The sequence below is a fragment of the Prosthecobacter fusiformis genome (assembly GCF_004364345.1).
In the GTDB taxonomy this organism is placed as follows: Bacteria; Verrucomicrobiota; Verrucomicrobiia; order Verrucomicrobiales; family Verrucomicrobiaceae; genus Prosthecobacter; species Prosthecobacter fusiformis.
The window spans coordinates 408,089-433,241 of record NZ_SOCA01000001.1 but is presented as its reverse complement, the minus strand read 5'-3'; the positions used below and the strand labels follow the sequence as shown (position 1 = coordinate 433,241).

The following is a 25,153-nucleotide window of genomic DNA, read 5'->3' as shown; positions in this document are numbered from 1 at the left end:
AGAGTCACAGGAATACCACCTCACATAATAAGCCCGCCGGAAAGCTCACCTCATCCTCTGTTCTATCTTCAATGACCACCGCCCGTATTCTTCTCCCCGCCTTGCTCGGCTTATCGCTGCCCCTCCACGCCCAGACCCCAGAGGCAGTCGCTGGCAATGAAGAGGTCAAAAAGATCATGGAGACTCGCGCCGGTCGCGGTGTCATGGCCGATGACACCCCACCCACCCCACCTCTGGAGGCTGTCAAACTTTTCACCAAGCGCAGTGATGTCGCTGTGGATCTCATGGCCGCAGAACCCTCCGTGGAGCAGCCGCTTTATGTAAGCTGGGACTCCAAAGGCCGCATGTGGGTCACGCAGTATCGACAGTATCAATTTCCAGCCGGGTTAAAAATCGTCAGTTACGATCAGCACCTGCGCGCCAAATTTGACAAGATCCCCCAGCCACCCCCGCGTGGAGAAAAAGGTGCTGACAAGATCACGGTCTTCGAAGACACCGATGGCGACGGTTCTTTCGACAAGCATACGGACGTGATCACCGGCCTGAACATCGCCAGTGCCGCCCTCACAGGGATGGGCCGCATTTGGGTGCTCAATCCGCCTTACCTGCTCAGCTATGCCGATGCCGATCAGGACGGCATGCCTGAGGGTGACCCAGAAGTGGAACTCAGTGGCTTTGGTTTGGAGGATACCCACGCGGTGGCCACCAGCCTTATGTGGGGCATGGATGGCTGGCTTTATGGGGCCAACGGCAGCACCACCACAGGCAATGTCAGCAGCGCCAACAGTAAAAACATCCGCTGGGAAGGCCAGTGCATCTGGCGCTATCAGCCGAAAACCAAGCTCTTCGAAATCTATGCCGAAGGCGGTGGCAATACCTTCAGTCTGGATATGGACAGCAAGGGCCGCGTCTTCTCCGGCACCAATAACGGCAATACCCGCGGCATGCACTATGAGCAGGGCAGCTATGGCATCAAAGGCTGGGGTAAACATGGCCCCCTGACTAACCCTTATGCCTTTGGTTGGTTCGAGCACATGAACCATGAAGGGGATAACAAACGTTTCCCACAGGCCTATACCATTTATGAAGGCGGACTGCTTGGCAGTGCCTATGAGGGCAAAATCATCGCCCCCAATTCTCTCGCCAATGTGGTGTATGTCAGCAAGCTCATTCCTGAAGGCTCCACTTTCCGTACCAAGGATGAGGAAAACCTCATGAGTGCCCCCGACCGCTGGTTCCGTCCCGTCTGGGCCGGTGTCGGTCCCGATGGCGGATTCTACATGGCCGACTGGTATGATACCCGCCTCAGCCACGTCAGCCCAGTGGATGACTGGCACAAGACCAGTGGACGTATCTACCGCGTACGCCCTGCTTCTGGAGCACCCAAACTCAAGCCATTCGACCTTGGCAAAGCTTCTTCCGAGGAACTGCTCAGTTACCTCAGCCACACCAACGAATGGTTCCGCAAACAGGCCGCTCTTGAGATTGGCTGGCGCGGCCTCAGTGATCTCAAGGAGCCTCTTCTCGCGCTCGCCCAAAGCAGCGATGCCCACGCTCTCGACGCTTTGTGGACGTTGGACATGCTGGGTGCAGCGGATGATGCTTTGGTGGATTCATTGTTAGGCGCTGCCGATCCTTACGTGCGCCGCTGGGCCGTGAAGATCATCGGCGAGCAAAGGCGGAGTGCGGACGCCCTCGTCCGCCTGGCCAAAAGTGAAAAGCACATCGAAGTCCGCGCCCAGATACTCGCTTCCGCAAAACGTCTTGGTGCGATGTCCGCCCTGCCTCTTCTGTGGAGTGCAGTGGGTGATGAAGACTCCAGTGGTCACATCCCGCTCCTCGCCTGGTGGGCGCTCGAATCCAAAGCGGAGAAAGAGCGGGCCTCCGTATTCGCATTCTTTAAATCCGACCCGGCGTTCCTCAAGACCACTGTCTTCCGTGATCACCTGGCCCGCAAACTCGCCCAACGTTATGCCACGGCGGGCGGCACAGAAAACTTCGAGTCCTGTGCAGATCTTCTCTCCCTCGCCACCGATGCGGATACCCGAGCCAACGTCATCGCCGGCATTGCTGCCGCTTTTGAAGGAGCCGAAATGCCACCTCTGCCGGATACTCTGTCCAATGCTCTGAAGGATTATCTGCTTAAACAATCGGGTGGTGACCTCACGCTGGCTCTTCGGACCGGCAGCAAGGAAGCTCTGAAGCAAAGCCTCAAAGTTCTTGGAGATGCCAAGGCCTCGAATGCCCAGCGCATCGCCATTGCCAAAACCCTGGCCGAGCTAGGCAAACCGGATGCCATCGCGCCCATGGTCGCCATCCTGAAAAACAAGGCGAATACCCCTAGCCTCAAACGTGGCATTCTACAGGCTGCCGCCAAGTATGATGACAAGCGCCTGCCGGAAACTCTCCTCACTGGCTATGAGACATACATCGCCGGAGATAAGGCTCTTCGTGAAGATGCCCTGCGTGTGCTTGCCGGGCGCAAAGAGTGGGCGCTGCTGTTAGTCTCCTTCGTCAATGAATGGAAGGTTCCCGCCAAGCACTTCAGCATTGATACAGTGCGCCAGCTCAGTCTCTACAAGGATCCTGAGATTGATGCCGCCATTGAGAATCATTGGAAAGGCCTGCTCGTCACCGGTCCCACTGAAGCCAAGAGCCAGGAGATGGCCCGCATCAAGGCCGTCATCAAAACAGGCCTGGGCGATGCGGACAAAGGCAAGCTCCAGTTCGCCGGCCGCTGCGCCATCTGCCATAAGCTCTTTGGTGAGGGTAACATCATCGGCCCCGAGCTGACCGGTTATGACCGCACCAATGCCGACTTCTGGCTCGACAACATCTTCAACCCCAGCCTCGAAATTCGCGAAGGTTTTGGCAACTACATCGTCAAGCTCAAGAACGGCCAGATGCTCACCGGCATCATGGATGCCCAGGACGCCAGCGGCATCGTGTTGAAGGACATCGCTGGTAACAAAATACCCGTTAAGCAGGCCGAGATCGAAAAACTCGAAGCCTCCCCCATCTCCCTCATGCCCGAAGCCCTCACCACCGGCATGACTGATGCCGACCTCAAGGACTTCTTCGCCTATCTCATGAAGCTTTGAATTTGTTCAACTCATAGTTAGGCATTTTATGCATACAACACCCTAAAGGGTCTCAACCAGCTAATCACCACCCCGGTCAATAAGGCAACGACGCCAAGCTCCGCTGCAAAGGGGAGATTGATGCCGCTGAAGATGGCTGTGCCAACATAGAGTGCTCCGAAGCCTGCTATGCCTGCCGCAACGGCATAGACATGGCGGCCCAGGTGATGGTTGTTCGTGAAGGCCGCCGCATTCGCCACAGCAGCCAGCAGGAAGACCAGGGCTGCGTATCCGCTCTCAGCCACGCCTAAGGCATAACCAATGATGACACTGCCGAGTGAGGCAAAGATAAGTCCTCCAACCACCACGCCTTCCCAATACTCACGGGGCCGCAGCGCCTGCCTGGCAAAGCGGTCCAAGACAATGAAGAAGGAGCCGAAACCCCGGGCCAGATGTGACCATAAGGCAAAGACCAGCCAGGCACCAATGACCAGTGAACTCAACAGCGGTGATACTCCCTTGAGCAAAGTGCTGACGACCCTATAAGCCACGAAGCCGCCGATCATGATCATGTTCTGCCGCCCTTCCGTGAACTGGCTCATCCAATGAGAGAAGCGCAGTTGCAGGCGGTAGATGGCAGAGCGGGCGCGAAAGGATTCCACTAGCCCTACACGTGCGCTTTCGCTGTTAGGGCTCAGGCGCAGGGCCTCCATGAAGTGATGGTTGGCGCGCTTGTGATCTCCCTCCGCCAAAGCCTGCCAGCCTGCACTGGTGTGGGCGCTGTCATCATTGGGATCGCGCTGGAGTTGGTATTCGATGAGGCTCTTGTGGTCTCCATCTTTCTTCTGCATCAGCAGCGCGGCGGACAGGACTTCGGCAGCCATGGTGCTCTCGGTATCCAGTTCCAGGGCTTTGCGGGCAGACTCTTCCGCCTTGGCATAGTCACGCAGGCGCAGGTGCAAGCGGCCTGTGACGGCATGAGCAAAGTCGCTGTCAGGGTCAAGCCCCACGGCTTCTTCAGCATGCTTCAGTGCATCTTTGATCATCGCCGTCTGGCCGTCCTTGGCCTTGGCATTGAGGGTAAGGGCCAGTACTCCCCGCGCAAAGGCATCCTCAGGTTCCAGCCCGACAGCACGCTCGGCGGCATCCACGGCATTGGCGGAAGTACTCTCATCATTTAGCCAGCATAGAGCCAGCATGACATAACTGGGAGTGTGTTCAGGGTCCAGTTCCAGCGCCTGTTTATAACTCTGAATGGCATCCTGAAGCCGGTGCTGCGTTTGCAAAAGACGGCCACGGGCAAAGTGGGTGCTGGCGCTGGAGAAGTCGGAATCGGACATGGTGCTTAGCGTTTGATCAGACCCAGGTACTTCAGCACGTCATCATAGAAGCCGCTCTGGTTGGAATACATGGCGTAGTTTTTGGCGCTCTCAAACCAGGCCTTGGTGGTCGGTTTATGGCGGCCTGCGGCTTTGATCAGATCCTTGGTGGTCAGGGGTACGACTTTGCCATTGCGCATGGCCTCGGTCAGAACATCCTCGGTGGCGATGTCGAAGACGGCCTTCAAATCAGCCCCTGAGAAGTCCGGTGTCTTCTTGGCCAGGGCACGAGGGTCCAGCTCACCGATGGGTTTCTTTTGCGCCATTACATCAATGATGGCAGCACGTCCGGCTTCATCCGGTGGCGGCACAAAGAGAGTTCTGTCGAAGCGTCCCGGACGGCGGAAGGCCGGGTCAATATGCCAGGGGGCATTCGTCGCACCGAGGATAAGCACACCGTCGTTCTGGGACTCCGCACCATCCATCTCGGAGAGGAACTGGTTGATCAAGTTGCGGCCTGCGCTTTGCCTCAGATCACGACGGTCAGCAGCCAGGGCGTCCACCTCGTCAAAGAACAGGACGCAGGGGGCGTTCTGCCGGGCCAGTTCGAAGACCTCGTGCATATTCTTCTCCGAGTTACCGATCCACATGTCCAGGATCTGATGCAGTCCCAGGGCGATGAAGTTCGCTTTGATCTCACCTGCGGTGGCTTTGCTGATGAGGGTCTTGCCGACTCCAGGCGGGCCGTATAGAAGCACACCGCCGCCGACCTTTTTATCATAGGCTTTGAACAGGTCCGCATGTTGCAGCGGATAGATGATCTTCATGCGGATCTCCTCCTTCAATGCATCCATGCCGCCGACGTTGGAGAAGTTCAGCTTGGGCTTTTCAAAGTCGGCCAGACCAAGGTCGAAGGCGGCACCACCGCGAGGATGGCCGTCATCATCTTCTTGTTCTTCAGGTGCTTCGATGAAACTGCCATTGGAGGTTACCCCGGCGCGTTTGCGACCGCCGGTTTCATCGTCGTTCGGCTTGATGTTTTGAAGGGCTTTTTCCAGGCCGGGATCGGAGAGTGATTTGTTCAAGGACAGGGCCTTGTCGTAGAGGCTCCGTGCCCGGCTCATGTCTCCCTCCGTCACCAGGATGCGTGCCAGCAGGAGGTAACCAGGAGCGTAGTCGGGCTTTTCAGAGATGAGCTGTTCGGCACGCACCGCAGCCTCAGAGAGACGGCCTTGGAGAAAGGCCACCTGGGCCAGGCCTGCCCGGGCTTCAGGATGGGAGGCATCACTTTTCAGGGCGGTGGTATAGGCCTGCTCCGCTTCATCATGCATCATTTCTTCCATGCAGCCTGCTGCATACAGGAGCAGCAAAGGCACATTGTCGGGGGAATGTTGCAGTGCCAGACGGAGGGCATCAAGGTTTTGGGCCATACCCCTTGAGTCCAGCGTGCGACATCGGGTGGCGCAAGGGATATTATCTGTATATGAATACCCTCTGCCGTTATGACCGGATCGGCGGGCCATACCAGACATAGCACATCAGATAGATGATGATGCCGGTGACGGAGACATACAACCAGATAGGAACAGAATATTTGGCCATTCGCCTATGTTTATCAAAACGTCGGCGAAGGGCCGGAATGACGGTCATGATGATGAGCACTACATTCACCACTGCGAGCGGGATGTGGGTGAATAGGATAGTGAAATAAATGGGCCGGGAGAGCCCTGTGCCGGCAAACTGCACATGCCCGACTGTGTAATGATAATACAGATAGCAGCCCAAAAATGCGGTGGAGAAAAGCAGCGCAATCGTCATGCAAACGATATGGCCTTTTTGCCGACTCATCTTGATCAGCACCAGGCCGAGGATGATATGCAGCAGGGCGCAGGCGTTAAAAATGGTGTACAGCTTAGGCAGGTCGTAAACAGTCATTTGGGGAGCGGCGATGTGGAGATTAAAGAGCCTCTTTGACTTCCTTTTGCTTTTCCTTGAGGATGAAATCCAGGTCCTTGCGGAGCTGGGCGTCGAAATGTTCGGCGAACTGGGGGTCCGCGTTCATGAGGTCGTAGAGGGTTCCGCGAAGGTGGCCTTTGTGATCCACCAGGGCGACGCGGAGGTCGTGGATGTATTTGTCTGCCGGTGAGAGGCGGTCTTTTTCAGGAAGGTCCTGCACGGGGCGGAACTTGAGGTATTGGGTCATGTAACGGCGGACTTCTTCCTTGTCCCCCTGCACGAACCACCAGGGATCGGTGTCCTTCACATCAATGCCACTGGCGAAGAGTTTCATCATTTCCGGAGTGTCTTCGGGATCCAGGGTGAAGGAGACGAAATGGATGTCGGGATTGCCGCGATATTCCTCCTGCAATTTTTTGAGTTTGGCGATGACACCTGCACAACCGCGTGGGCAGCGGGTATAGACCCAGGAAGCGAGGATGATTTTTCCACGCAGGTCATCCAGATGGACTTTTTTGCCGGTGCGTTCCGTGAGCTCCAGATCCCGCTCAAGCCGTCCAAGAATAGCGGGGCGGTCTTTCTCCTCACTGGCGGCCTGCTGCTGCATGGCCAGGAGGTAATTGTAAAACACCACGACGCCAAGCACGGCGATGATGATGGGAATCCAGATGGCCCAGGGGGTGAGGTTGGGCTTGGGGTCGGTGTGCTGGTCAGACATGGTTGAAAATTAGGTTAGGCGCGCTTCCAGGCGAGGGAGGTGATGAGGAAGATGGCGGGGAGATAGATGAGGGTGCAGAGGAAGAGTTTACGGGCGGTGGGGCGCTCCGGGTTCTTTTGAAAGTCGAGGGCGAGTTTGCAGAGCCAGCCGGCGAGGGCGAGGGCGAGGGGGAGAAAGATCCAGGTGATGACCAGGCCCATGAAGACGGGGTAAAACATGAGCAGCAGGGTGGCGATGGAATAAGCCAGGGCGTGCTTGGAGGTGCGTACTCCGGCTTCGTCATCGTTGGCGAGCATGATGAAGCCGCCCCGGCGGTATTCATCCCGATACATCCAGTTGATGGCGAGGAAGTGGGGGAGTTGCCAGAGGAAGAGGAGGATAAAGAGGTAGATGGCACCGGGTTCCAGCAGCAATTCCCAGCGGACATAGGCTTCATCCCCGGGCAGCTTACCTGCTGCACCGGCCCAACCGATGAGCGGGGGAAGGGCACCGGAAACGGCTCCGACGAGGGTGTTGGTGGGGGATTGTCTTTTCAGCGGGGTGTAGATGAAAAGATAGGTGGCCAGGGTGAGGGCGGTGAGGGCGGCGGCTTCAAAGTTCACCTTGGCCATGAGGTGAATGAGAGCGAAGGCGCTGAGCAGCCAGCCGATGGCGAAGGCAGCGCTGGGGCTGATTCGGCCAGAGGGCAGGGGACGATCCGCCGTGCGGGTCATGCGGGAATCCGGCTCGATCTCCATGAGCTGGTTGAAGACGGCGGCTCCGAAGGCGGCGAGGCTGCTGCCCAGGAGGGTGTGGAAAAGCAGCCAGCCGTCTAACGATGTGCCTGCCCGCAACCAGAAGGCGACGAAGGTGGAGACGATGACGAGGGCGCTGAGGCGGAACTTCGTCAGCACCAGCAGATCGTTCATGCTCCAGTTTTTGGAGATGGGATCGGCGGTGGGAAGGGGGCTATCAGACATGGGGAATCTAATTTAACGCGCTGGCAGCGTTATGCCAGAGACAGTCGCTGGCTTTCGAGAGGAACCGAGCAGCCAGAGAAAGAGGGCACTGACGAGCAGGGAGGAGAGCCCGATGTGAAGGACCTGGGCAATGCCGACGATGCCGACATGTGCGAGAACGATGCCGAGGATCATCTGGCTGAAGATGAGGCTGATGATGCTCCATTCCAACCAGCCTGCACGGGTGAGGTGCTTGCGGCTGAGCTGTAGGAATGCGATACCGGCGACGAGGATGAGCCAGGAAAAGCTTCGGTGGACGAGATACACCCAGCTATTCTCCAGCTCAATAACCCACTGGCTGCGGGGTTCGCCAGCATGGGTGTGGGCGAGGTGGTCGGTCAATTCACGCACTTGTGAACCCATGACGCCTTCGATGACGATGAGGGCGAACAAGCCCCAGGCCAGCCAGCGCAGCCTGGAGGAGGGGAGGGAGTTTTTCCAGGGAAGGGTCCAGGGGCGGTCATTGGCACGCCAAGCTGTGTAAACGAGGACACACTGCAACAAAATGGCTAAGGCCATGTGAAGGGTGATGATGCCGGGTTTTAATCCACTGAAGACGACACGAGCACCCAGCCAGGCGTTGATGAGGACGAGGGCAAAGGCTGTCACGGAGGCGAGGAAGACGCGTTTTCTCTGCAGCCGGATCTGGCCAAAGGAGGCGATGAGTAGGGCCAGCATGGAGAACCCCACCGGGAGGCTGGTGAGGCGGTTGATGTATTCCACCCAGGTGGCGACGGGGTCGAACTCTGCCTTGAGGGTTTCCGGGGTAATGGTGGCGGGATCGCGGCCGTGGCGGGCGGCTTTGGCGCGGAATTTTTCCAGATCGATCTTGGTGAAGTCGATGTCCTCGGCACTGGTGGGCGGGACGACACATCCGTAGCAAAAAGGCCAGTCGGGACACCCGAGACCGGAGCCTGTGGCGCGCACGACGGCACCCACAAAAATCAGCACTTCCACAGTGATGAAGGCGATGAGGGCGAGGCGTTGGAAGCGGGTCCAGGTCATGGGAGAGGTGCGGTCTTCAGTGCTCAGTGCTCAGTGCTCAGTGCTCAGTGCTCAGTATGGGGGGCGATGAGTGGATGTGGTTTTCTCAAAAGCGGGGCAAAAAAAAAATGTCCCGCTCCTGATCAGAAGCGGGACATCCCGAAAGAGTCTGAGCAGGTGGGTGCTGAAATTACTGAGCAGCAGCCACAGGCGCATTGAGGGCGGCTGATTTGGCGGCGGCACTGGCGGACTGCTCCTTGGCCCATTCGTCGAATTCTTTGCCTTCGACGACTTCAAGCACGGCCTTCATCTGGGCGTGGCCTGGGCCGCAAAGCTGACCGCAAATGATGTCCCAAGTCCCGGTTTTCACTGGCTTGAACCACATGTGTGCTTTGACACCAGGGATGGCATCCTGTGCAGAGCGCATGGGGACGAGGGCGAGGTTATGAATGACGTCTTTGCTGGCGACATCGACAATGACGGGGCGACCGACAGGAAGCTTCATCGTGCCGGGGTTGATGAAGTCGTCCTTGCCATTGGGGTCCAGGAGGTCACGGCCGGTGACGTTGGCTGGAGAGATGCCCTTCATGTTCCAGGTGCTGAGCATGAGGTCATCGCCAGGATACTGGAAATTCCAAAGGAATTTTTCGCCAAGGGCGCGCATTTTGATGGTGTCCGGGCTAGTCGGGAAGTCATCGGCCTGACGGGACCAGAGAGGGAAGGCGAAACCGAGGAGGAGGATGGCTTCCACGACGACGACGCCGATTTCAATATGGGTGGAGGCATGGCCGCGCACGCCGTAGTAGTCAGCCTTGGCGTTCTTCGTCTGGCGGAAGCGAGTGAAGGCGATGATGAGGAAGATGGACCAGCCGACGAAGAGGGCGAGCATGAACCAGTGGACGAAGCCGAGCATGTGGTCCACGAGACCGCCGTGCTCGGAGGCGTTTTGGGTGATGCCGATCCAGGTATTGATGTCAGAGACGCTCATGAGAGATTCAGGGGGAGATATTAAAGCTGCACGTCAGCGGAGAGACGGCTTTGTTTGCGGGCGAAGTTGAGGAAAATGAGGCCCACGGCACCCATGCCGAGGACGAGGAAACCAAGCATGACTAGCACGGCCATGTCCTGAGCCTGGGCCATGAGGCTGCCCGGATCTGGACGGCAGGTGGCACAGGCAAGCTGGAAGAGGTGCGTGTTCATAAGAAGTGCAAGGGGCAGGGGTCAGACAATGATGGTGCGGCTCTTTTTGAAGATGTACCACACGCCATAGGCGGTCATGACGATGCTGAGCCAACCGGCGAAGGAACCCAAGCCAGCCACTCCGAGTGCAGCCGCCTGCTCAGGGAGCATGCGGGTCCACAGCCAGAACCCAAGATCGCTCAGGATAGCGAAAAACAGGAAGACGATGTGGAAGTGCTTGAGTGACATGAGCGTGGTGTCGATTACTCGTTGTTGTTGTCGTAAAATCCGCTGAAGACGAGAGGATCGTGTGCAGAGAATACGAACAGGAAGAAGAGAGCGATGGCGAAGGCTGCGGTGAAGGCGAGGATTTTGTAGATCAGCTTGGCCTCGTGATTCAAGTGCATGAAAATTAGAGCGACGAGGGCGGCCTTGAATGAGGCGACGATCATGCCGACCAGGATGTTCATGCTATGGGTGGGAAGCTCCACATAGGAAAGGCCCACTGTGATGCCAGTAAACACGGCCAGCACCCAGCCAATGATTTTGATCTTCTTGATCGACTTGTAAATTTCTTCGTGACTGTCGGCCATAACGGTAAGGAAAAGAGGTGAAGGGAGAGCCGTCGATTAAAGGAGATAAAGGAGAGGGAACAGGAAGATCCAGACCAAGTCCACAAAATGCCAGAAGAGACCACCGACTTCGACGCGGTTGGCGAGGCGCTCAGGGTCGTTGCGAAGCATCTTGCCATCAAAAAGCAGGAAGTAGGTGAGGACCAGAGCACCGGCGACGACGTGAAGGCCATGGAGACCCGTGAGGGTGAAATAGATGGCGTAATAGGTGTTCAGCTTTGGCGTGTAATTGGAGTAAAAAGCGATGTCTTTTTTCTCCAGGGTCACTTCAGGATGGTGACCGTGACCAGCGTGGTCATCGCCATGTTCTGTGGCTGCGGCTTCCGCTTTGTGTTCGCCTTCAGCGTGGGCTGCAGGAGGGGTGGCGGATTTGATATGCAGATAGAAAGATTCCTTCTGGTGGGTTGCACTCTTTTGAGGATCGCGAGAAGGATATTTTTCTTTGAACTCAGCCTGGGCGTGGTCGCGGTTTTCGATAAAGGCTTTTTTCCAGCCCTCGCCGAGGTAGTTGCTGCTCCAGGCGAGTGAGTTTTCAGCATCGGGGACAGAACGTGCATCGACTCCGTCCACTTCTAGGACCATTTTGTCATCCAGGAGTTTGCCGGTGGCGGTGGTGCCGTCAGCAAAGGTGATGGTGGATGCGGAATAGCCGAGAATTTTGGAAGGTTTGACCTTGATGGTGATCGGCTGGGAGGCGGTGAGTTTGACGGTGGTGTCCGGGACGATGTTGAGTTTTTTGGCTTCAGCCTCTTTGCCCTTGGCACGGAGGTCAGCACGTCGTTTTTCGAGGGCGTCTTCAGCAGCCTTGACGGTCTTTTTCTGGAAGTCGCCGAAGCTGGAGGAATCCAGGGAGAGTTCTTCACCGGAAGCGAGCTTAAAGGTGGGGGCTTCACCGACGATGTAAGGAAGGATGTAGTCCGCTGGGTCTGCATCAATGGCCTTGTTTTCACCTGCGATGGTCATGGTGAAATCGGTGGCTTCACCAAAGGTGATTTCGTAGCCGTGAGGAAGGTGGCCGGTGAGGAAGGTGCCATCCGTGAGCTTGACGGCATAATGCTCAAACTTGGATTTGTATTCGAAGGCCTTGATGACCATGAACGTCATGGCGCAGAGCACCGTGAGGGTCATGTAGAGCCTGAATTTACCAATTTTGCGCAACTTGAGGTTAGCCCAAGCCAGAAGGACCGTGACGGAGGAGAAGATAAGCACCAGGGTATTGATGAAACCCATGGTGACGTTCAGCTCATGCACAGGCCAGTGGTAGTCGGCCCCGACGCGCAGGAAGATGTAAGAAGAAAAGAGGCCGCCGAAGAGCATCACCTCAGAGGCGAGGAAAAGCCAGATGCCGACTTTGGCATTGTATAGGCCCGTGTCTGGGCGGGCGGTGACTGTGTAGGGGATATCCATTGCGAAAGGGAGTGCTCAGGTTTTCAGGGCAGGCTCAGATCAATGATGAGCGGCGGGGGCAGGCGTGGTGGAAGCAGGGGCCACAGCGGCTTTGCCGGGCTCGCTTTCCCACTGTGGCAGGAAGTCCTGGGTGCAGTTGGGGACGCTATACTCGTAGGGACCACGAACGACGACGGGTTCAAACAGGAAGTTGCCGTGCGGAGGCGGTGTCGGAGTGGCCCACTCGAGCGTGGTGCAATTCCATGGGTTGTCGCTGTTGGACTTCTTGCCGCCTTTGATGCTGAGGAAGACGTTCAGGATGAACGGCACCTGGCCGAGGGCGAGGATGAATGCACCGACGGACATGAGGACGTTCAGGCCGAGGAGGTTATTCGGGACATCCATGCCGAAGATGCCGAAGAAGTCCGAGGTGAGCTTGGTGACCCAGTTGGAAGCGCCGCTGGTCTGTTCGAAGTATTTGCCGCCATCATACCAGCGACGGTGGAAGCCGCCCATGCCCTGAATGAACATCGGAGCAAAGATCAGATTCATACCCAGCAGAGAAGGCCAGAAGTGGAGCTTGCCGAGGAAGTCGCTCATGTAGCGGCCTGTGATCTTCGGATACCAGTGATAAATGCCTGCGAAGAGGGCAAAGATGGTGCCGGGGGCAACGACGTAATGGAAGTGGCCGATGACGTAATAGGTATCGTGAAGGGCAAGGTCAATGAAGGTGAAGGCCAGAGGCAGACCGGTGAGACCGCCGATACCGAACATGGGCAGAAAGGCGGATGCGAAAAGCATCTGTGGGGTGAAGCGGATGGAGCCGCCCCAGAGGGAGATCATGAGTCCTGTCAGAAGGATCACGGAAGGGACGGAGATGAGCACCGTGGTGATCTGGAAGTAAGTGGACATCATGGTACCCATGCCGGTCAGGTACATGTGGTGAGCCCAGACGAGGAAGCTGAGGAAGCCGAGTGTGAGGGCGGCATAGACCATGGACTTGTATCCCCAAAGAGGGCGGCGGGTATTGGCCGGGATGACTTCAGCCAGGATGGCGAAGGCGGGGAGAATGAGAACGTACACCTCAGGGTGGGCCAGGAACCAGAAAAGATGCTGGTAAAGGAGAGGAGAACCACCACCGGAGATGTCCAGGTGCTGGCCGCCTTCCATGAGGCCGGTCGGGAGGAAGAAGCTGGCACCGAAGACGCGATCCACAAGCTGGAGGATGGCGGCGACTTCAAGAGGAGGGAAGGCGAGCAGAAGCAGGAAGCTGGTGACGAACATGGCCCAGCAGAAGAAGGGCATGCGCATCCAGGTCATGCCCTTGGCGCGGAGGTTGATCACGGTGGTGATCACGTTCACGGAGCCGAGAAGGGAGGCGGAGATATTGAAGACCATGGCCATCAACCACCAAGTGTGGCCGTGCATCCAAATGTTGGTGACAGCGAGGGTGGTGGTGGAGGCGAGGGGGGAATACATTGTCCAGCCGGTCTGGACGGAGCCGGTGCCAACGAAGAAACTGGCGAGCATCATGACGCCGCTGACGAAGAAGAGCCAGAAGCTCCACATGTTCAGTTTCGGGAACGCCATATCGATCGTGCCGATCTGAAGTGGCATGACGAAATTCACAAAGCCAGCGAAACCGAGAGGCACAATGCCGAGGAACACCATGATGGTGCCGTGCATGGCACCGAGCATGTTGTAGAGCTCGCCATTGACGATGCCGCCTGGGGCCCAACGGCCGATGGCATCGTGGAAGAAGGGGCCAATGAGCGGGAGGTTTTCTACAAACAGCAGTCCCGGGACGGTCTGGCCAGGGAAGGCGATGCTCCAGCGCATGAGCAGCATCAGGAAGAAGCCGAGCAGAAGGAAGAGAAGGCCGCTGAGACCATATTGGATGCCGATGACCTTGTGGTCACAGGAGAAGATATACTTGCCGAAGAATCCCGGCTCGTGGTGATCATGCGCATGATCGGCTCCATGGGAGTGATCGTGGGTGGTGGCGGCGGCGCTCATAGATTGAATTGAAAAGGGACCTTGAAAGCTACGTGAGAAAGGGGGTGAAGGTCGTGGGATTGACGATCAAAAAGGGGACTGGAATGAAAAGAAATCCGGCGCTCCAGAACTCTCGATGATGAGAGCGGGGAAGGCCGAATTTTTCAGTGATGACGAGAGGTCAGGCAATGTTGCCTCAGAGGCTGCCGGAGGAGCCTTGCGGGAAACAGATTGCCATGAACGGAACATTGAAAAGGGAATCTCGATTACGGGGCCGGAGCGGCGGCTGTCGCGCCCGGGCCTGCTGGAATATCACCGGGGACGTTTTTATCTTTGAAAGCTTCGAGGTCGGCCATGGTCCACTGGGTAGCGCGCTTTTCTTCAGCGCGGACTTTTTCGACCATTTCCTTTGTGATCATGGTTCCTTCGTTACCCCAGTTATTGCGGATGTAGGTCAGGACGTTGGCTAGATCTCCAGCGGACATGGCAGCTCCGAAGCCCTGCATCCCACCAGGGAAATTGTAGTTCTGACCTTTGACGGTGACCTGACCGACGAGACCGTGCTGGACGACGCGGATGAGGCGCTCTGTGCCGCCGAGGACCCATTCGGAGCCTGCGAGAGGAGGATACTGACCGGCCAAGCCGAGGCCGCTGCCCTGGTGGCAACCGCCGCAGACGGCATAACCGCTGGCACCTTTTTTCATGGCGACCTGGAATGGATCGGCCCCTGCGCCTGGATCCTTGTTGCTACCACGGGGATCGCCGAAGTTGCTGGCTGCAAATGGGTTGCTAACATCGAAGCTGAAGCCACCAGCCATGGGGCCGAGCTGGCCACCAGCTATGATGGCGATGATCATGAACAGGAAGAGGACCCACATGGGTGCGGGTTCGCGACCGGGTTCCAGATCGGCCTTTTCACGCTTCACAGCGGCGTGGAGGCGGTCCAGATCATTGCTGTCAGGATTGGGGAAGGAGGAAGGAGCGCTCATGGGCGGGGGTCTCGAGTGTTCCGGGGGTTATTTCTTGGCTGCAGCAGGGGCGGCTGCGACGGCGGCGGGATCACCAGGGACGGGATAGTCTTTTTTCAGGGAAAGCAGGTAGTCCACGAGAGCTTCGGCTTCAGGTGTGGGGATGACTTCATAACCTTCTTTCAGAGGGAACTTCTTCGGCAGCTTCAGGGCTACGGAAGATACAGGGCCTTGAGCCAGACGCTCTTTGTAGAGATGCGTGAAGGCGGGCATGTTGGACCAGTCGTGAAGGGTACGGGGAGCATAGAGCATCTGATGGATGAGAGCACGCTCAGGGGCGCGCCAGCCGTAATTGGAAAGATCAGGACCGTTGCGCTGGACACCGAGGAAAGCGAAAGGCTCGCCGAGGTAATCACGCATGTTGTTGGAGCGGACAGGGGCCGGTGGACGTGCGTCCTGGTCCATGCCCCATCCTTTGCGCCAGCCATCCAGGGCGAGCTGGGTCGGGCGGATCATCTGGGTATGGCACTGAACACAACCTTCGCGGGCATAGACGAGCTGTCCCTGGCGGTTGATGGGGGCGGGAGGATAGAGGCCTTCAATGCCATCGGTGTCCTTGTCATAGGCTACCTGGGTGAGTGCCTGATATTTGACCGCCGGGATGACGATCAGGCACAGCCAGGGGAGTCCGAAGCTGGCGACGAGGGCGAGGATAAACGTGCGGAACTGGCTCATGCGTGGGCGGCGTGGGAAAGGGCTTCGTCGTGGTCATGTTCAAGCAGCGTCGGGGAGGAGCTGCGGCGGCCAAGACCGGCCACCATGAGCATGAGATGGATGAGGAACCAAACATTGGACCAGGTGATCAAGGCCCAGGCGATGGCGCGGGCGATGATGTAAGGGCGAAGGTTCAGAGCGAGCTGCATGAAGTCCTGGTCCCACATTTCTGGAGAGTTGAGGTCGCCGCCCTGCTGGGCACCTGCGACGAGGCTGGTCACGACGATGGCACCGATGCCGTAAACGGAGAACCAGAAGTGGTTGCGGATAAGGCTGACGGAGAGCCATTCACAGCCGGTGAGGCGTGGCACGATGTAGTAAATCGCACCGAAGATGGTCATGCTGAAGAAGCCATAGACTGCGACGATCTGGAACCCGTAGGAGGCCTGCGTGAACTGGAGGACGGCACCGGTGGAGAAATTGGAGATCAGGGCCAGGATGGCACCACTGACGGGATAGAACAGAGCACCGAAGAAAACGAAGCGCAGAGTCGGGCTGGAGGCGACCATGCTGTGCTTACCCAGGGTGGTCAGGTGATGGTTGAGACCGACGACACCAACGGGAATCAGAAGGAGCATGCTGGCGGCGGCGCCGACGGCAGGCATCCAGGCGGGAAGAGGGCCGCCCATGTATTGTTGCATACCCGTCCAGCCACCGAGAACTGCCAGGAGCCAGAAACCAATCTGGGAAAGCTGGGAACTGGCGATGGGCTGACCCGTGATTTTAGGAATGAAGTAATAAGCGGCACCGAGGGCAACAGGGGCAAAGAAGAGAAGGATGACCGTGTGCACATACCAGGCATTGATACCAGCGCCAAGAGCACCCAGACCAGGAAGGCAATGCAGGGCAACGTTGGCGGTGACAAAGATCCAGGGGAACCAGAAGCAGGCAGCGAGGATATACCAAGTGCTGACCATGAATCCTTCAGGACGGAAGGCGCGGCCAAACATGAATACCATGGGCCAGGCAAAAGCGAGGAAGCAGATCAACAGGACGGGCCAGATGAAGGAGGGCATTTCCAGCCACTGCATGGAGGTGCTTTTGCCGAGAAGGATAGCAACGAGGCCGATGGTGACAGCGATGTTCCAGAAAATGGCCGCAACATAGAGGATGCTTTTTCCACTGCGGAGTTCCTGTCCAGAGCGCCGTGCCATGATCCAAAGCATGGCACCAAGGCCTGCCTGGACACCCCAGCCGTAAACAAGAGCATTGATGTGGGTGGGCTGGATGCGGCCATATTGAAATACGCTGCAAGGGCCGAGGAAATCAGGAGCGAACTGGGTAATGGCGGCGATGACTCCAAGGATGGTGGAGGCCATGAGCCAGAAGGCACCGTTCAGGAAGAGGAAGAGCACCGGGCCTTTGACCGACTTGTCAATCGCCGCGCGGCGAAGGTTGTCAGCCTGGGTGTCCGTGGATGCTGGGGAGGTCTGCATAGGGTCCAAGGGCAAAAATCAGTTCGCGGGAGCAGGGGTGGGTGCCGGGGCGGCGGGAGCGGTTGGGGCAGCCGGAGCTGGAGCGGCAGGTGCTTCAGGAGCAGCAGCGGCTGGAATCGAAGCTTCCGGTGTAGGGGCTGGAGCGGGAGCCGCAGCTTCAGGGGCTGGTGCAGCGGCCAGTTTCAACTGTGTGGGAGAGCCTGGAACGACCTGCGGGCTGACGCCTTCGGGTTTGGCCTTCAGGGTCTCGAGCGTTTTGTCGAAAATGGCGGCTTTTTTACTGCCGTCATTGAGGCCCATCTTGGCGATGATCTCGCTTTGAGCCTTGAGGATTTCTTCCTTGTTGGCTAGGCGGTCGGGGATGCGCGGGTCAACGGCACCCTGGGTGGCAAAGGTGACCTGGATGAGGTAAAAGAGGACGGCGAAACTCGCAAACGCGGCCAGCACCCAAAGAAAGGTGGCTCCGGCTCTCGAAGATGGAACGGTCGGTGACATGAAGGGAATCAGTTGATGACGTTGGCGGACTCAAGCAGGCGCGGGTCGCGGCAGGGATAGAGGCTGTAACGGGAAAGGCTGCGGAGGAAGATGAAGCCGGAGGTGCCGACAACAGCGAGGAGGGCAACGATGTCGCCGATCCAAGCACCATCCACCCACCAGCCGATGCCGAGGGAAGGGCCACGCTCAGGGATGACGTTCCAATAAATATCCACCATGTGCATGAAGAGAATCCAAAGGCAGACGAGGGAGATGACGGCCGGATTCTTTTTGCGGGGCTGGGACAGGAGAAGAACGAAGGGGCCGATGAAGTGGCCGATGACGATGAAGATGGAAACCCAGCGCCAGCCTTCAGTGTTACGGGTGAGGTAGAAGCGAGTTTCTTCTGTGATGTTAGCGTACCAGATGAGGAAATACTGGCTGAAGGCGATGTATGCCCAGAACACCGTGAAAGCGAAGAGCAGCTTACCCATCAAGTGGTAATGTTCTTGTGTGACGACCAGTTTCAGGTAGCCCAGGCCTTTGAGCCAAGTGACGAGAAGGATGGTCAGGGCCATGGATGCCCAGGCGCAACCGGCGAAGATGTAAACACCCCACATGGTGGAGAACCAGGAGTAATCCAGGGTCATCAGCCAATCCACAGCGGCGAAGGTGACAGTCAAAGCGTAGAAAAGCAGCCAGCGGCAGGAGAAGGTGCGGGATTTGATGGTGTGCTGGATGTCACCATCTCCGTCCTGTTTTACCGACTTCTTGCGGAGGGTGCGGGCGATGTGCCAGAGGATGAAGAAGTAGAAAGCGAAGCGGAGATACCAGCCGTTGATATTCAGATACCCATATTTCTCCACAAGGATGTGAAGATGAGGATTGGAAAGGGACATGTGATGGAGGGCGTCCTTCACACTGTGCATTTCGTGATGGTCTGCATCGGCTGCGTGAGTGGCGTCCGTCGCTTCGGCCTTGTGAGCGGAGTCACCATGATCAGCAGCGTGAAGCTGTGTTTTCGCTTCACGATGATGGTTCATCCACTCGTAAAGATGTGTCTGCACCTGCGGAACGAGAAGGGGAAGGCCAAGGAAAGCCAGAGGAAGGACCATGTTGGCCAACTGTTCCCACAAACGGCGGACAGCAACGCCCCAGCCTGAATTGGAAGCGCTATGGAGAAGAATCCAGAAGCAGCCGCCGCACACGAATGTGAAGGCAAAGAAGAAGGCGAACAGCCAGCTATAAGCAAAGACATCCGTCTGGGTAAAGAACAGATAGGCGGAGCCAAGGAGGCCAACCGCACCGGTGGCCCCAAAGGCACCGATGAGCTTGCTGCCCTTGGCGGTTTCGAATTTCTCACCGCCCGGAGGCAGATCATTGAATGTGACGTGGTGACTCATGCCTTGAAATGCCTGCTGTTACTGGACGGACACGTTGTTTTCCTTCACCGCCACCTGCATGGCGCGGATGTAGGCCACGATGGCCCAGCGGTCTTGAACGATGATGTTGCCACCGTAGGGACCCATGAGTCCTTTGCCGTTCGTGATGACATCGTAAATGGCTCCGTCTGCGCGGTAGGCACCAGCGTTGGCGGGATCGGTGCTGCCGGGCTGGTGGAAATTGAAGGCGGTCATGATGCCGTACTTCGAAGTGATGCCCTTGCCATTGCCGGAGGCAGCGTGGCAGACGGCGCAATAGATGTTGTACTGGCGCTCGCCGCGCTCAAGAAGGGCTTTGTTCAGCGTCACTTCCTTGGGCAGGCCGTCGCCGTAATAATCGCCGATTTTACCTGTGCTGTAATAGTCCAGGCCATTGGCGAAGCCGTACTGCGGGGGCTTGAAGTCAGGGGCCGAGGCAGCTTTGGCGGGGACTTCGAAACCAATAGGTACGGTGCCTTTGACAGGACGGCGTGCGCCGAGTCCATCGGCGAAAAAGTCACTGTGGGCCTGGTACTTCACTTTGGCTTGGTGATCCATGTCCTGAAAGATTTCCAGGGGCGGCAATTCGGACTTGCTGCCACGAGAGCCAAATGCGGCGACGATGATCGCGGCAACAAAGAGGTAGCTGAGGAAAAAATATTTCATGGAGCGAGCTGGCAGGGTGTGCCTGGACAGGGGCTTGTGAAAAATTTCACAAGCACGCGAAGATTAAAAACTCGCGGTCACATTGCAAGGACGATTTCGATTTTCTCAGGCCTATTTGAAAGGTGAAAAAAAACTGAGAATTTCCGGCAGGCTTTATCAGCGGATGATGATTTTGAATGCCGCCTGCCCCTGCTGATCCTCTGAATTTGAGACAAGAAGCTGCCCCAGATGATGCCCGGTGCGCCAGGGGGCACCGTTGATGGGCTTGGTCTGGATGAGGTATGCTCCAGTGCCCGCATTGCGGAAAGTGGTGATGCTGTTGCTGAAGGAAGCTTCCTGTCCAGGGACCTCAAAATGCTCCATGAGCGTGAAATGATTTTTATCCAGCTCGGTGACAGGCCAGCCTGCGCAGGTGACGATGACGAGGAGGTTGGCGGGCTGGTTATTGCCGTTGGCAGCCATTCCCTGAGAGGTCTGTACATTGACGGTCAGGGGGATGGTTTTCGGCGGACTCGCAGGGATGAATGGTTCCGGCGGCAGTTCGAGCGGCGGTGGCAAGGAGACGGCCGGAAGGGGGATTCCGGCCTGTGACGTGGCTTTGATGGCAGCTTTCTTGGCGGGAGAAGGGCGCTCAAGGGTAGGCTTGACCGCAGCTTTCGAGGCTGGTTTCAGGGCTTTTTTGGCGACAGGGCCGACTTTAGCCTGGGGAACCGGCTTTTTTGAAAGGACGGCGGCGGATTTTTTAGCTGCCGCTTTCTTGGGCGTGGTGGATTTGGCCATGGCGCGGAATTTTCAGATTTCCGGTTAGGCTATGCGAGAACGGCCTAAAGTGTCGAGTCCCGTCTTGGGCATGGGAATCCCGTCCGCTCTGTAAGGCAGGATGGAAAACCTATGCCTCAGGTGTTGAGGCGATGGCCTCGGCCACCCGATCCATCTCAGCTTCCGTATTGTAAAAATGGGGGCTGAAACGCATGAACGGCTGGCCTGCGCGGTCATAACGCAGGGATGGGCTGATCTTTTGCGCGGTCAGATGATCGAATACCTTGGCCAGTGACGGGCCACTGCCTTCCTCCCTCCAGGTGGTGGTGATCCCGGAGGCATTGGGGCCCGTCGTGGGGCCAAGGGAACGGAAGCCCAGCGGGGTCAGCCGCTCCAACAGGCGAGCTTTCAGCCTGAGGAGCTGGGCGCTGACCTCGGGGATGCCTTTTTCCAAAAGCAGTTCCAGGCCGGCTTTCATGCCGAGAATGCCTGCTACGTTGAGGACGCCGGGTTCATATCGACGGCCTCCTTCTTCAAAGGTGATCTGCTCTTGGGCGATAAAATTGGGGCTTTGGACGTTCCAGGAGCCAAGCAGGGTCGGGCGGAGGCGTTCCTTCACCTCTTCACGAACGTAAACGATGCCTGCGGCCATGGGGCCGAGCATCCATTTGTGAGAGTCGGCAGAGAGAAAGTCCACATGGTCCACCCGCGTTTCAAAAGCACCGAGTGTCTGGATGGCATCCAGGCAAAACAGTATGCCGCGAGCCCGCAGCATCTGGCCGATGGCATCTATCTGGATGCGGTAACCACTGAGGAAATGGCAGGAAGCGAGGGCGACCAGCTTGGTCTTGGGGGTCAGCATGGATTCCACCAGTTCTGGAGTGATGGCACCGGGAGCCTGGGGTTTTAAGAGGCGGACGGTGACGCCCAGGCGGACGAGATCCGTCCAGGGATAGACATTGGCTGGGTAGTCATCCTGATAGCAGACCACTTCATCTCCCGGCTGCCAGTCCAGGCCGTTGGCGACGAGGCTGAGGCCCAGGGAAGTGGGGCCGAGGAGGGAGATTTCGCTAGCTTTGGCCCCGATCATCTGGGCTGCAACGACTCGGCATTCATTGACGGCGCGCCACGCTTCGGGGAATTCCTGCATGCGTGTGCAGCTTTCCTCCAGGTATTCCTGCATGACCCGTGTTACCCGACGGGGTAGAATGGTCACGCCAGCATGGGCCAGGAAGATGCTTTCACGGGCGATGGGGAATTCTGCCAGCCGGGAGGCTTCGTCGGGGAAAAGAGACATGCCTGATTTACGCCTGAGAAATGCAGGCGTGCAAGGTTATGGCGCGGCGGGGACTGGAGAGCCGCGATAAATGCCGCTGAACCAACCGCGTCCCGCGTAGCGCTCGGCATTTTGGGTTTCCACATGCAGGTAGCGACCGATTTTGGTCAGCCGCACCTGAGCCTGTTTGGAGGGGTCTTTCACCTCTGGATCTTCGAGGGTGAATTGGGCGGTGAGGGAGCCGTCTTTATTTTCGGTGATGCTTTCAGGCTTGGCAGTGCCTTCCAAGGTGGCGGCTTCGTCTCCCGGCACGCGGTAGCTGGCCAGGCTGACGCGCAGGCGACCGTCTGCACCCAGGCGAAGGCTGGCGTGTCCGGCGCCGAGGTCATCGTATTCACCGTCCCAGCCCAGGCCAGTTTTGGAATCGGGCATGGCTTCGACGAAGTAATAACCCCGTGCGGTGGCCTGGGCGGCGACGACCCAGTCCTTGGCTGTTTTTGGGGCGGTGGGCTGGTTTTCGGCCGGGGAGAGTGTGGTGCCTTTGGCCTGAGCGGTAAAGACATCTAGCCAGCGCTGTCTAATTGAGGGCCATTGATCCTTCCAAAGATCCAGCGCGGGGCGGTCTTTGCGGTCCCAGTTTTTAGCGGCCGTGCGGAGGGAATTTTGCAGGCGTTCGTCGGCAGCCTGAAACTCTTTTTTGGCGAGCTGGAGCAGTTTGCTCTCATTCAAACGGCGGTAGGTGCCGTTGATGCCTGCATCTTGAGGTGTTTTTTGCTGGGGCTTATAATCGATTTCGATTCTTGATTCGCTGATCTTCGCAATGAAGGCGGTGCCTTGGGCCTCGCCCTCACCGACGATGCGGGTGAAGATCAATTCCTTATCCGTCCTTTGCCCCTGCCCCATCCAAAGTGCGCCGGATCCGGGGTCCCCGGCGAAGCGGACGGTGAGGCGGGTTTGTCCAAATTCTCCCTTTTCCAGGGTAAGGTAACGCCTAGTGGCCTCGTCATAATAGTCAGCCGCGTCTTCCGGCGAGGCCGCTGGGGAGAAGCAGGACCAGGAGAGTAAAGCCAGACCAAGAGCAAAGGTGCGCATGGGTAAAACACACTAGATTTTAAGCGAGAAGGCAAGTTTGCAGTCAAAGTTACCCCAAAATCTGCCGGAAACTGCTCATGGCAGCATACGGTAAATGTTTCCTTTGCTACACCGTCGCAGCGCGCTAGCATCAACCTCCCATGAATTCTGAGGTCCAAAACTTGGTCGCGGCAGGCAAACTTGCCTCCGCTGACGGCGAAAAATTATCTAAACTCGAACCCGGCACCTTCTGCCTGCACAAAAGCTGGGGAGTGGGAAAAGTGGTGGAGTGGGATCTGCTGGGTGATCGCATCATCCTGGATTTCGAAGACAAGCCTGGGCATGGTCTGAAGCTGTCCTTTGCCATCACCTCTTTGGAAGTTCTATCCGCTGAGCATTTGCTGAGCCGCCGTCTTTCCGATCTTGAAGGTCTCAAAAACCTGGCGAAAACCAAGGTCACGGAATTGGTGGAGCTGGCGCTCAAGTCCTCCGGCAGTTCGATGTCCCTGGATGATCTGGAAAGGCTGCTGAAGCCCCGGATCATCACGGAAGGTGAATATAAAAAATGGTGGGAATCCGCCAAGAAGACCCTCAAGACTGCCCGTCACATCGTGGTCCCATCCAAGCGGACAGAGCCGCTGGTGCTGCGTGACAGTGCTGAAAAGCCCGGTGGTGTGATGGTGCAGAACTTCCTGGCTAAGCGCGACCTGAAAGGCAAGCTGGGTGTGCTGGCTCTCATCCAGAAGGATCTGGACCTTTTTGAAAATCCCGGCGTGGAACTGGTGCCTGTTTTCCAAGACATCTCCGATACCGTCCGCAAGGCCTGGAAGCTCCATCTCAAAGACAGTCTGCAACTTCTCCTGGCCCGCGATGAACTCATCGAATCCATCGAAGGAGCTTCTGCACCGATGGGCTCCATGAAAGTGGCGGACCTCGTCTGCGAGGCTAAACCACTTTTGGCTGAAAATATTGGCGGTCTGCCTGTGAGCCAGCTTGGCCGCATGTACCGTGCTTTCCCGGAAGCCTTCCCTGAGCGCGTCTGGGTGCCTGAAATCCTGAATCACCTTACCCGCACGGGTGGCCGTGCTGTGGCTGAAATTGCCGTGGTGCTGGATGCCAATGGCGAGCTGGAAGTACTGACCGAGTTCCTGAAGAAGTCTGTCCGTAACCGTACGCTGAGCGCGGATCTGCTGATCTGGATCTGCAAGGAGCGCAAGGGGTTGGCCTCTTCCGTCTTCAGCATCGACCTTGGAAACGCCATCCTGGACGCCTGCGAAGACGACCATGTGCAGGGCGGACCAAAGCGCACCGGCCGTCTGGCTGACCAGCTTTCCGATGACAAGACACTGGTCCATGAACTGGTGGTGGACACGGATGACGAATCTCTGCGTAACTTTGCCAAGCGTCTGATGAACAGCTCTGTCCTTGACGAGCTGACCCGCCGGTCTCTGCTGGCCCGCGTCATCAAGGCACGCCCTGAAATGGAAGCAATGACTTCTGAGAGTGCGGAGTCCCGTGAAGACAACCGCCTCATCGTTTCCTGGGACAGCCTGGAGAAGAAGAAGGCTGAACTGGATGACCTGGTTAACGTCAAGATCCCTCATAACAAGAGCGAGATCCAGATCGCCAAAGAAGAAGGTGACCTTCGTGAAAATGGCGGATACAAAGCGGCCCGTGACCAGCAGGCCGTACTGAACCGCATGAAGGAACAGCTTGAACGTGAAGTGGGACTTTCCCGCGGAACCGACTTCGCCAACGTGGCTACGGATAAAGTGGGCATCGGCACCATTGTGGATTTTGAAGACGTCTCCACAGGCGCTTCTGAGTCCTACAGCATCCTGGGAGCCTGGGACGGCGACCTCGAAAAAGGCATCGTTTCTTACCTCTCTGAAATCGCCAAAGTCCTCATCGGTAAAACGGTGGGTGAAGAAGCCGAAATCCCAACGGATGAAGGCGGCGGCCGCAAGGTCAAGGTCACGGCGATCCGCGCGTATAACACTGGCGAATAATCCGCAGGGATACTCCAGAAGTTCATTTGAAGAAGGGCGATGCGAAAGCGTC

At 57.4% G+C, this 25,153-nt stretch carries 22 protein-coding genes and 2 pseudogenes; 2 read left to right on the top strand and 22 right to left on the bottom strand.

Annotated elements, in window-relative coordinates; translation table 11 throughout:
- The first annotated feature begins 71 nt into the window (after nt 1–71).
- Nucleotides 72–3,101 carry a DUF7133 domain-containing protein gene (locus EI77_RS01475; protein ID WP_133792981.1) on the top strand — a complete coding sequence of 1,010 codons (3,030 nt, stop codon included), beginning with the start codon at nt 72–74 and terminating at the stop codon, nt 3,099–3,101.
- A 26-nt stretch (nt 3,102–3,127) separates the two neighbouring features.
- Here EI77_RS01475 and EI77_RS01470 read toward each other — a convergent pair whose 3' ends face one another.
- The 22 genes and pseudogenes from EI77_RS01470 to EI77_RS01365 all read right to left on the bottom strand — a co-directional run bounded on the left by EI77_RS01470 (nt 3,128) and on the right by EI77_RS01365 (nt 23,113).
- Nucleotides 3,128–4,420, bottom strand: a complete 1,293-nt coding sequence (locus tag EI77_RS01470; RefSeq protein ID WP_133792980.1) for a tetratricopeptide repeat protein — start codon at nt 4,418–4,420, stop codon at nt 3,128–3,130.
- Between the two features lie 5 nt (nt 4,421–4,425).
- Entirely contained in the window at nt 4,426–5,829 is a 1,404-nt protein-coding gene (locus EI77_RS01465) for an ATP-binding protein (protein WP_133792979.1), read from the bottom strand.
- A gap of 70 nt (nt 5,830–5,899) precedes the next feature.
- The gene (locus EI77_RS01460) at nt 5,900–6,334 is read right to left on the bottom strand and encodes a DUF420 domain-containing protein (RefSeq protein ID WP_133792978.1); all 435 of its coding nucleotides are present in this window, start codon (nt 6,332–6,334) and stop codon (nt 5,900–5,902) included.
- 22 nt (nt 6,335–6,356) lie between these two features.
- Entirely contained in the window at nt 6,357–7,073 is a 717-nt protein-coding gene (locus EI77_RS01455; protein ID WP_133792977.1) for an SCO family protein, read from the bottom strand.
- Nucleotides 7,074–7,087: 14 nt separating this feature from the next.
- Nucleotides 7,088–8,032: a heme o synthase gene (gene cyoE / locus EI77_RS01450; protein ID WP_133792976.1), complete on the bottom strand. Its 945-nt coding sequence runs from the start codon at nt 8,030–8,032 to the stop codon at nt 7,088–7,090.
- A 12-nt stretch (nt 8,033–8,044) separates the two neighbouring features.
- On the bottom strand, nt 8,045–9,076 hold the full coding sequence (locus EI77_RS01445; protein ID WP_133792975.1) for a COX15/CtaA family protein: 1,032 nt from the start codon (nt 9,074–9,076) through the stop codon (nt 8,045–8,047).
- A 169-nt stretch (nt 9,077–9,245) separates the two neighbouring features.
- Nucleotides 9,246–10,043, bottom strand: a complete 798-nt coding sequence (locus tag EI77_RS01440; protein WP_133792974.1) for a cytochrome c oxidase subunit II — start codon at nt 10,041–10,043, stop codon at nt 9,246–9,248.
- A 20-nt stretch (nt 10,044–10,063) separates the two neighbouring features.
- On the bottom strand, nt 10,064–10,255 hold the full coding sequence (locus EI77_RS01435; protein ID WP_133792973.1) for a hypothetical protein: 192 nt from the start codon (nt 10,253–10,255) through the stop codon (nt 10,064–10,066).
- A gap of 21 nt (nt 10,256–10,276) precedes the next feature.
- Nucleotides 10,277–10,483 (bottom strand): hypothetical protein, encoded by a 207-nt coding sequence (locus EI77_RS01430; protein WP_133792972.1) that lies wholly within the window; start codon nt 10,481–10,483, stop codon nt 10,277–10,279.
- A gap of 14 nt (nt 10,484–10,497) precedes the next feature.
- Nucleotides 10,498–10,827, bottom strand: a complete 330-nt coding sequence (locus EI77_RS01425; protein WP_133792971.1) for a cytochrome C oxidase subunit IV family protein — start codon at nt 10,825–10,827, stop codon at nt 10,498–10,500.
- Between the two features lie 36 nt (nt 10,828–10,863).
- A pseudogene (locus EI77_RS24160) lies at nt 10,864–11,127 on the bottom strand (cytochrome c oxidase subunit 3); the annotation flags it as partial.
- Nucleotides 11,128–11,943: 816 nt separating this feature from the next.
- A pseudogene (locus EI77_RS24155) lies at nt 11,944–12,273 on the bottom strand (cytochrome c oxidase subunit 3); the annotation flags it as partial.
- Nucleotides 12,274–12,312: 39 nt separating this feature from the next.
- Nucleotides 12,313–14,268, bottom strand: a complete 1,956-nt coding sequence (locus tag EI77_RS01410) for a cytochrome c oxidase subunit I (RefSeq protein WP_133792970.1) — start codon at nt 14,266–14,268, stop codon at nt 12,313–12,315.
- A gap of 245 nt (nt 14,269–14,513) precedes the next feature.
- Entirely contained in the window at nt 14,514–15,236 is a 723-nt protein-coding gene (locus EI77_RS01405) for a c-type cytochrome (RefSeq protein ID WP_133792969.1), read from the bottom strand.
- Between the two features lie 27 nt (nt 15,237–15,263).
- Complete coding sequence (locus tag EI77_RS01400) at nt 15,264–15,950, bottom strand: cbb3-type cytochrome c oxidase subunit II (protein ID WP_133792968.1); 687 nt, start codon at nt 15,948–15,950, stop codon at nt 15,264–15,266.
- On the bottom strand, nt 15,947–17,425 hold the full coding sequence (locus tag EI77_RS01395; protein WP_133792967.1) for a cbb3-type cytochrome c oxidase subunit I: 1,479 nt from the start codon (nt 17,423–17,425) through the stop codon (nt 15,947–15,949). Before EI77_RS01395 ends, EI77_RS01400 begins: the two co-directional genes overlap by 4 nt.
- Before the next feature lie 18 nt (nt 17,426–17,443).
- Nucleotides 17,444–17,920, bottom strand: a complete 477-nt coding sequence (locus EI77_RS23520) for a hypothetical protein (protein ID WP_208300236.1) — start codon at nt 17,918–17,920, stop codon at nt 17,444–17,446.
- 8 nt (nt 17,921–17,928) lie between these two features.
- Nucleotides 17,929–19,302, bottom strand: a complete 1,374-nt coding sequence (locus EI77_RS01385) for a hypothetical protein (RefSeq protein ID WP_133792966.1) — start codon at nt 19,300–19,302, stop codon at nt 17,929–17,931.
- An 18-nt stretch (nt 19,303–19,320) separates the two neighbouring features.
- The gene (locus tag EI77_RS01380) at nt 19,321–19,986 is read right to left on the bottom strand and encodes a c-type cytochrome (protein ID WP_133792965.1); all 666 of its coding nucleotides are present in this window, start codon (nt 19,984–19,986) and stop codon (nt 19,321–19,323) included.
- A 156-nt stretch (nt 19,987–20,142) separates the two neighbouring features.
- Nucleotides 20,143–20,766 carry a hypothetical protein gene (locus tag EI77_RS01375; protein ID WP_133792964.1) on the bottom strand — a complete coding sequence of 208 codons (624 nt, stop codon included), beginning with the start codon at nt 20,764–20,766 and terminating at the stop codon, nt 20,143–20,145.
- 109 nt (nt 20,767–20,875) lie between these two features.
- On the bottom strand, nt 20,876–22,042 hold the full coding sequence (locus tag EI77_RS01370) for an aminotransferase class V-fold PLP-dependent enzyme (RefSeq protein WP_133792963.1): 1,167 nt from the start codon (nt 22,040–22,042) through the stop codon (nt 20,876–20,878).
- A 36-nt stretch (nt 22,043–22,078) separates the two neighbouring features.
- Nucleotides 22,079–23,113 carry a hypothetical protein gene (locus EI77_RS01365; RefSeq protein WP_133792962.1) on the bottom strand — a complete coding sequence of 345 codons (1,035 nt, stop codon included), beginning with the start codon at nt 23,111–23,113 and terminating at the stop codon, nt 22,079–22,081.
- 140 nt (nt 23,114–23,253) lie between these two features.
- On the opposite strand from EI77_RS01365, the gene EI77_RS01360 reads away from it, so the two are divergent.
- Nucleotides 23,254–25,101, top strand: coding sequence for a GreA/GreB family elongation factor (locus EI77_RS01360; RefSeq protein ID WP_133792961.1), 1,848 nt, complete (start codon nt 23,254–23,256; stop codon nt 25,099–25,101).
- Nucleotides 25,102–25,153 lie beyond the last annotated feature (52 nt).

What these genes read in the sequence shown, in the direction of transcription:
- EI77_RS01475 (WP_133792981.1), top strand. Translation starts at nt 72, where the DNA reads ATGACCACCGCCCGTATTCTTCTCCCCGCCTTGCTCGGCTTATCGCTG.
- EI77_RS01470 (WP_133792980.1), bottom strand. Translation starts at nt 4,420, where the DNA reads ATGTCCGATTCCGACTTCTCCAGCGCCAGCACCCACTTTGCCCGTGGC.
- EI77_RS01465 (WP_133792979.1), bottom strand. Translation starts at nt 5,829, where the DNA reads ATGGCCCAAAACCTTGATGCCCTCCGTCTGGCACTGCAACATTCCCCC.
- EI77_RS01460 (WP_133792978.1), bottom strand. Translation starts at nt 6,334, where the DNA reads ATGACTGTTTACGACCTGCCTAAGCTGTACACCATTTTTAACGCCTGC.
- EI77_RS01455 (WP_133792977.1), bottom strand. Translation starts at nt 7,073, where the DNA reads ATGTCTGACCAGCACACCGACCCCAAGCCCAACCTCACCCCCTGGGCC.
- cyoE (WP_133792976.1), bottom strand. Translation starts at nt 8,032, where the DNA reads ATGTCTGATAGCCCCCTTCCCACCGCCGATCCCATCTCCAAAAACTGG.
- EI77_RS01445 (WP_133792975.1), bottom strand. Translation starts at nt 9,076, where the DNA reads ATGACCTGGACCCGCTTCCAACGCCTCGCCCTCATCGCCTTCATCACT.
- EI77_RS01440 (WP_133792974.1), bottom strand. Translation starts at nt 10,043, where the DNA reads ATGAGCGTCTCTGACATCAATACCTGGATCGGCATCACCCAAAACGCC.
- EI77_RS01435 (WP_133792973.1), bottom strand. Translation starts at nt 10,255, where the DNA reads ATGAACACGCACCTCTTCCAGCTTGCCTGTGCCACCTGCCGTCCAGAT.
- EI77_RS01430 (WP_133792972.1), bottom strand. Translation starts at nt 10,483, where the DNA reads ATGTCACTCAAGCACTTCCACATCGTCTTCCTGTTTTTCGCTATCCTG.
- EI77_RS01425 (WP_133792971.1), bottom strand. Translation starts at nt 10,827, where the DNA reads ATGGCCGACAGTCACGAAGAAATTTACAAGTCGATCAAGAAGATCAAA.
- EI77_RS01410 (WP_133792970.1), bottom strand. Translation starts at nt 14,268, where the DNA reads ATGAGCGCCGCCGCCACCACCCACGATCACTCCCATGGAGCCGATCAT.
- EI77_RS01405 (WP_133792969.1), bottom strand. Translation starts at nt 15,236, where the DNA reads ATGAGCGCTCCTTCCTCCTTCCCCAATCCTGACAGCAATGATCTGGAC.
- EI77_RS01400 (WP_133792968.1), bottom strand. Translation starts at nt 15,950, where the DNA reads ATGAGCCAGTTCCGCACGTTTATCCTCGCCCTCGTCGCCAGCTTCGGA.
- EI77_RS01395 (WP_133792967.1), bottom strand. Translation starts at nt 17,425, where the DNA reads ATGCAGACCTCCCCAGCATCCACGGACACCCAGGCTGACAACCTTCGC.
- EI77_RS23520 (WP_208300236.1), bottom strand. Translation starts at nt 17,920, where the DNA reads ATGTCACCGACCGTTCCATCTTCGAGAGCCGGAGCCACCTTTCTTTGG.
- EI77_RS01385 (WP_133792966.1), bottom strand. Translation starts at nt 19,302, where the DNA reads ATGAGTCACCACGTCACATTCAATGATCTGCCTCCGGGCGGTGAGAAA.
- EI77_RS01380 (WP_133792965.1), bottom strand. Translation starts at nt 19,986, where the DNA reads ATGAAATATTTTTTCCTCAGCTACCTCTTTGTTGCCGCGATCATCGTC.
- EI77_RS01375 (WP_133792964.1), bottom strand. Translation starts at nt 20,766, where the DNA reads ATGGCCAAATCCACCACGCCCAAGAAAGCGGCAGCTAAAAAATCCGCC.
- EI77_RS01370 (WP_133792963.1), bottom strand. Translation starts at nt 22,042, where the DNA reads ATGTCTCTTTTCCCCGACGAAGCCTCCCGGCTGGCAGAATTCCCCATC.
- EI77_RS01365 (WP_133792962.1), bottom strand. Translation starts at nt 23,113, where the DNA reads ATGCGCACCTTTGCTCTTGGTCTGGCTTTACTCTCCTGGTCCTGCTTC.
- EI77_RS01360 (WP_133792961.1), top strand. Translation starts at nt 23,254, where the DNA reads ATGAATTCTGAGGTCCAAAACTTGGTCGCGGCAGGCAAACTTGCCTCC.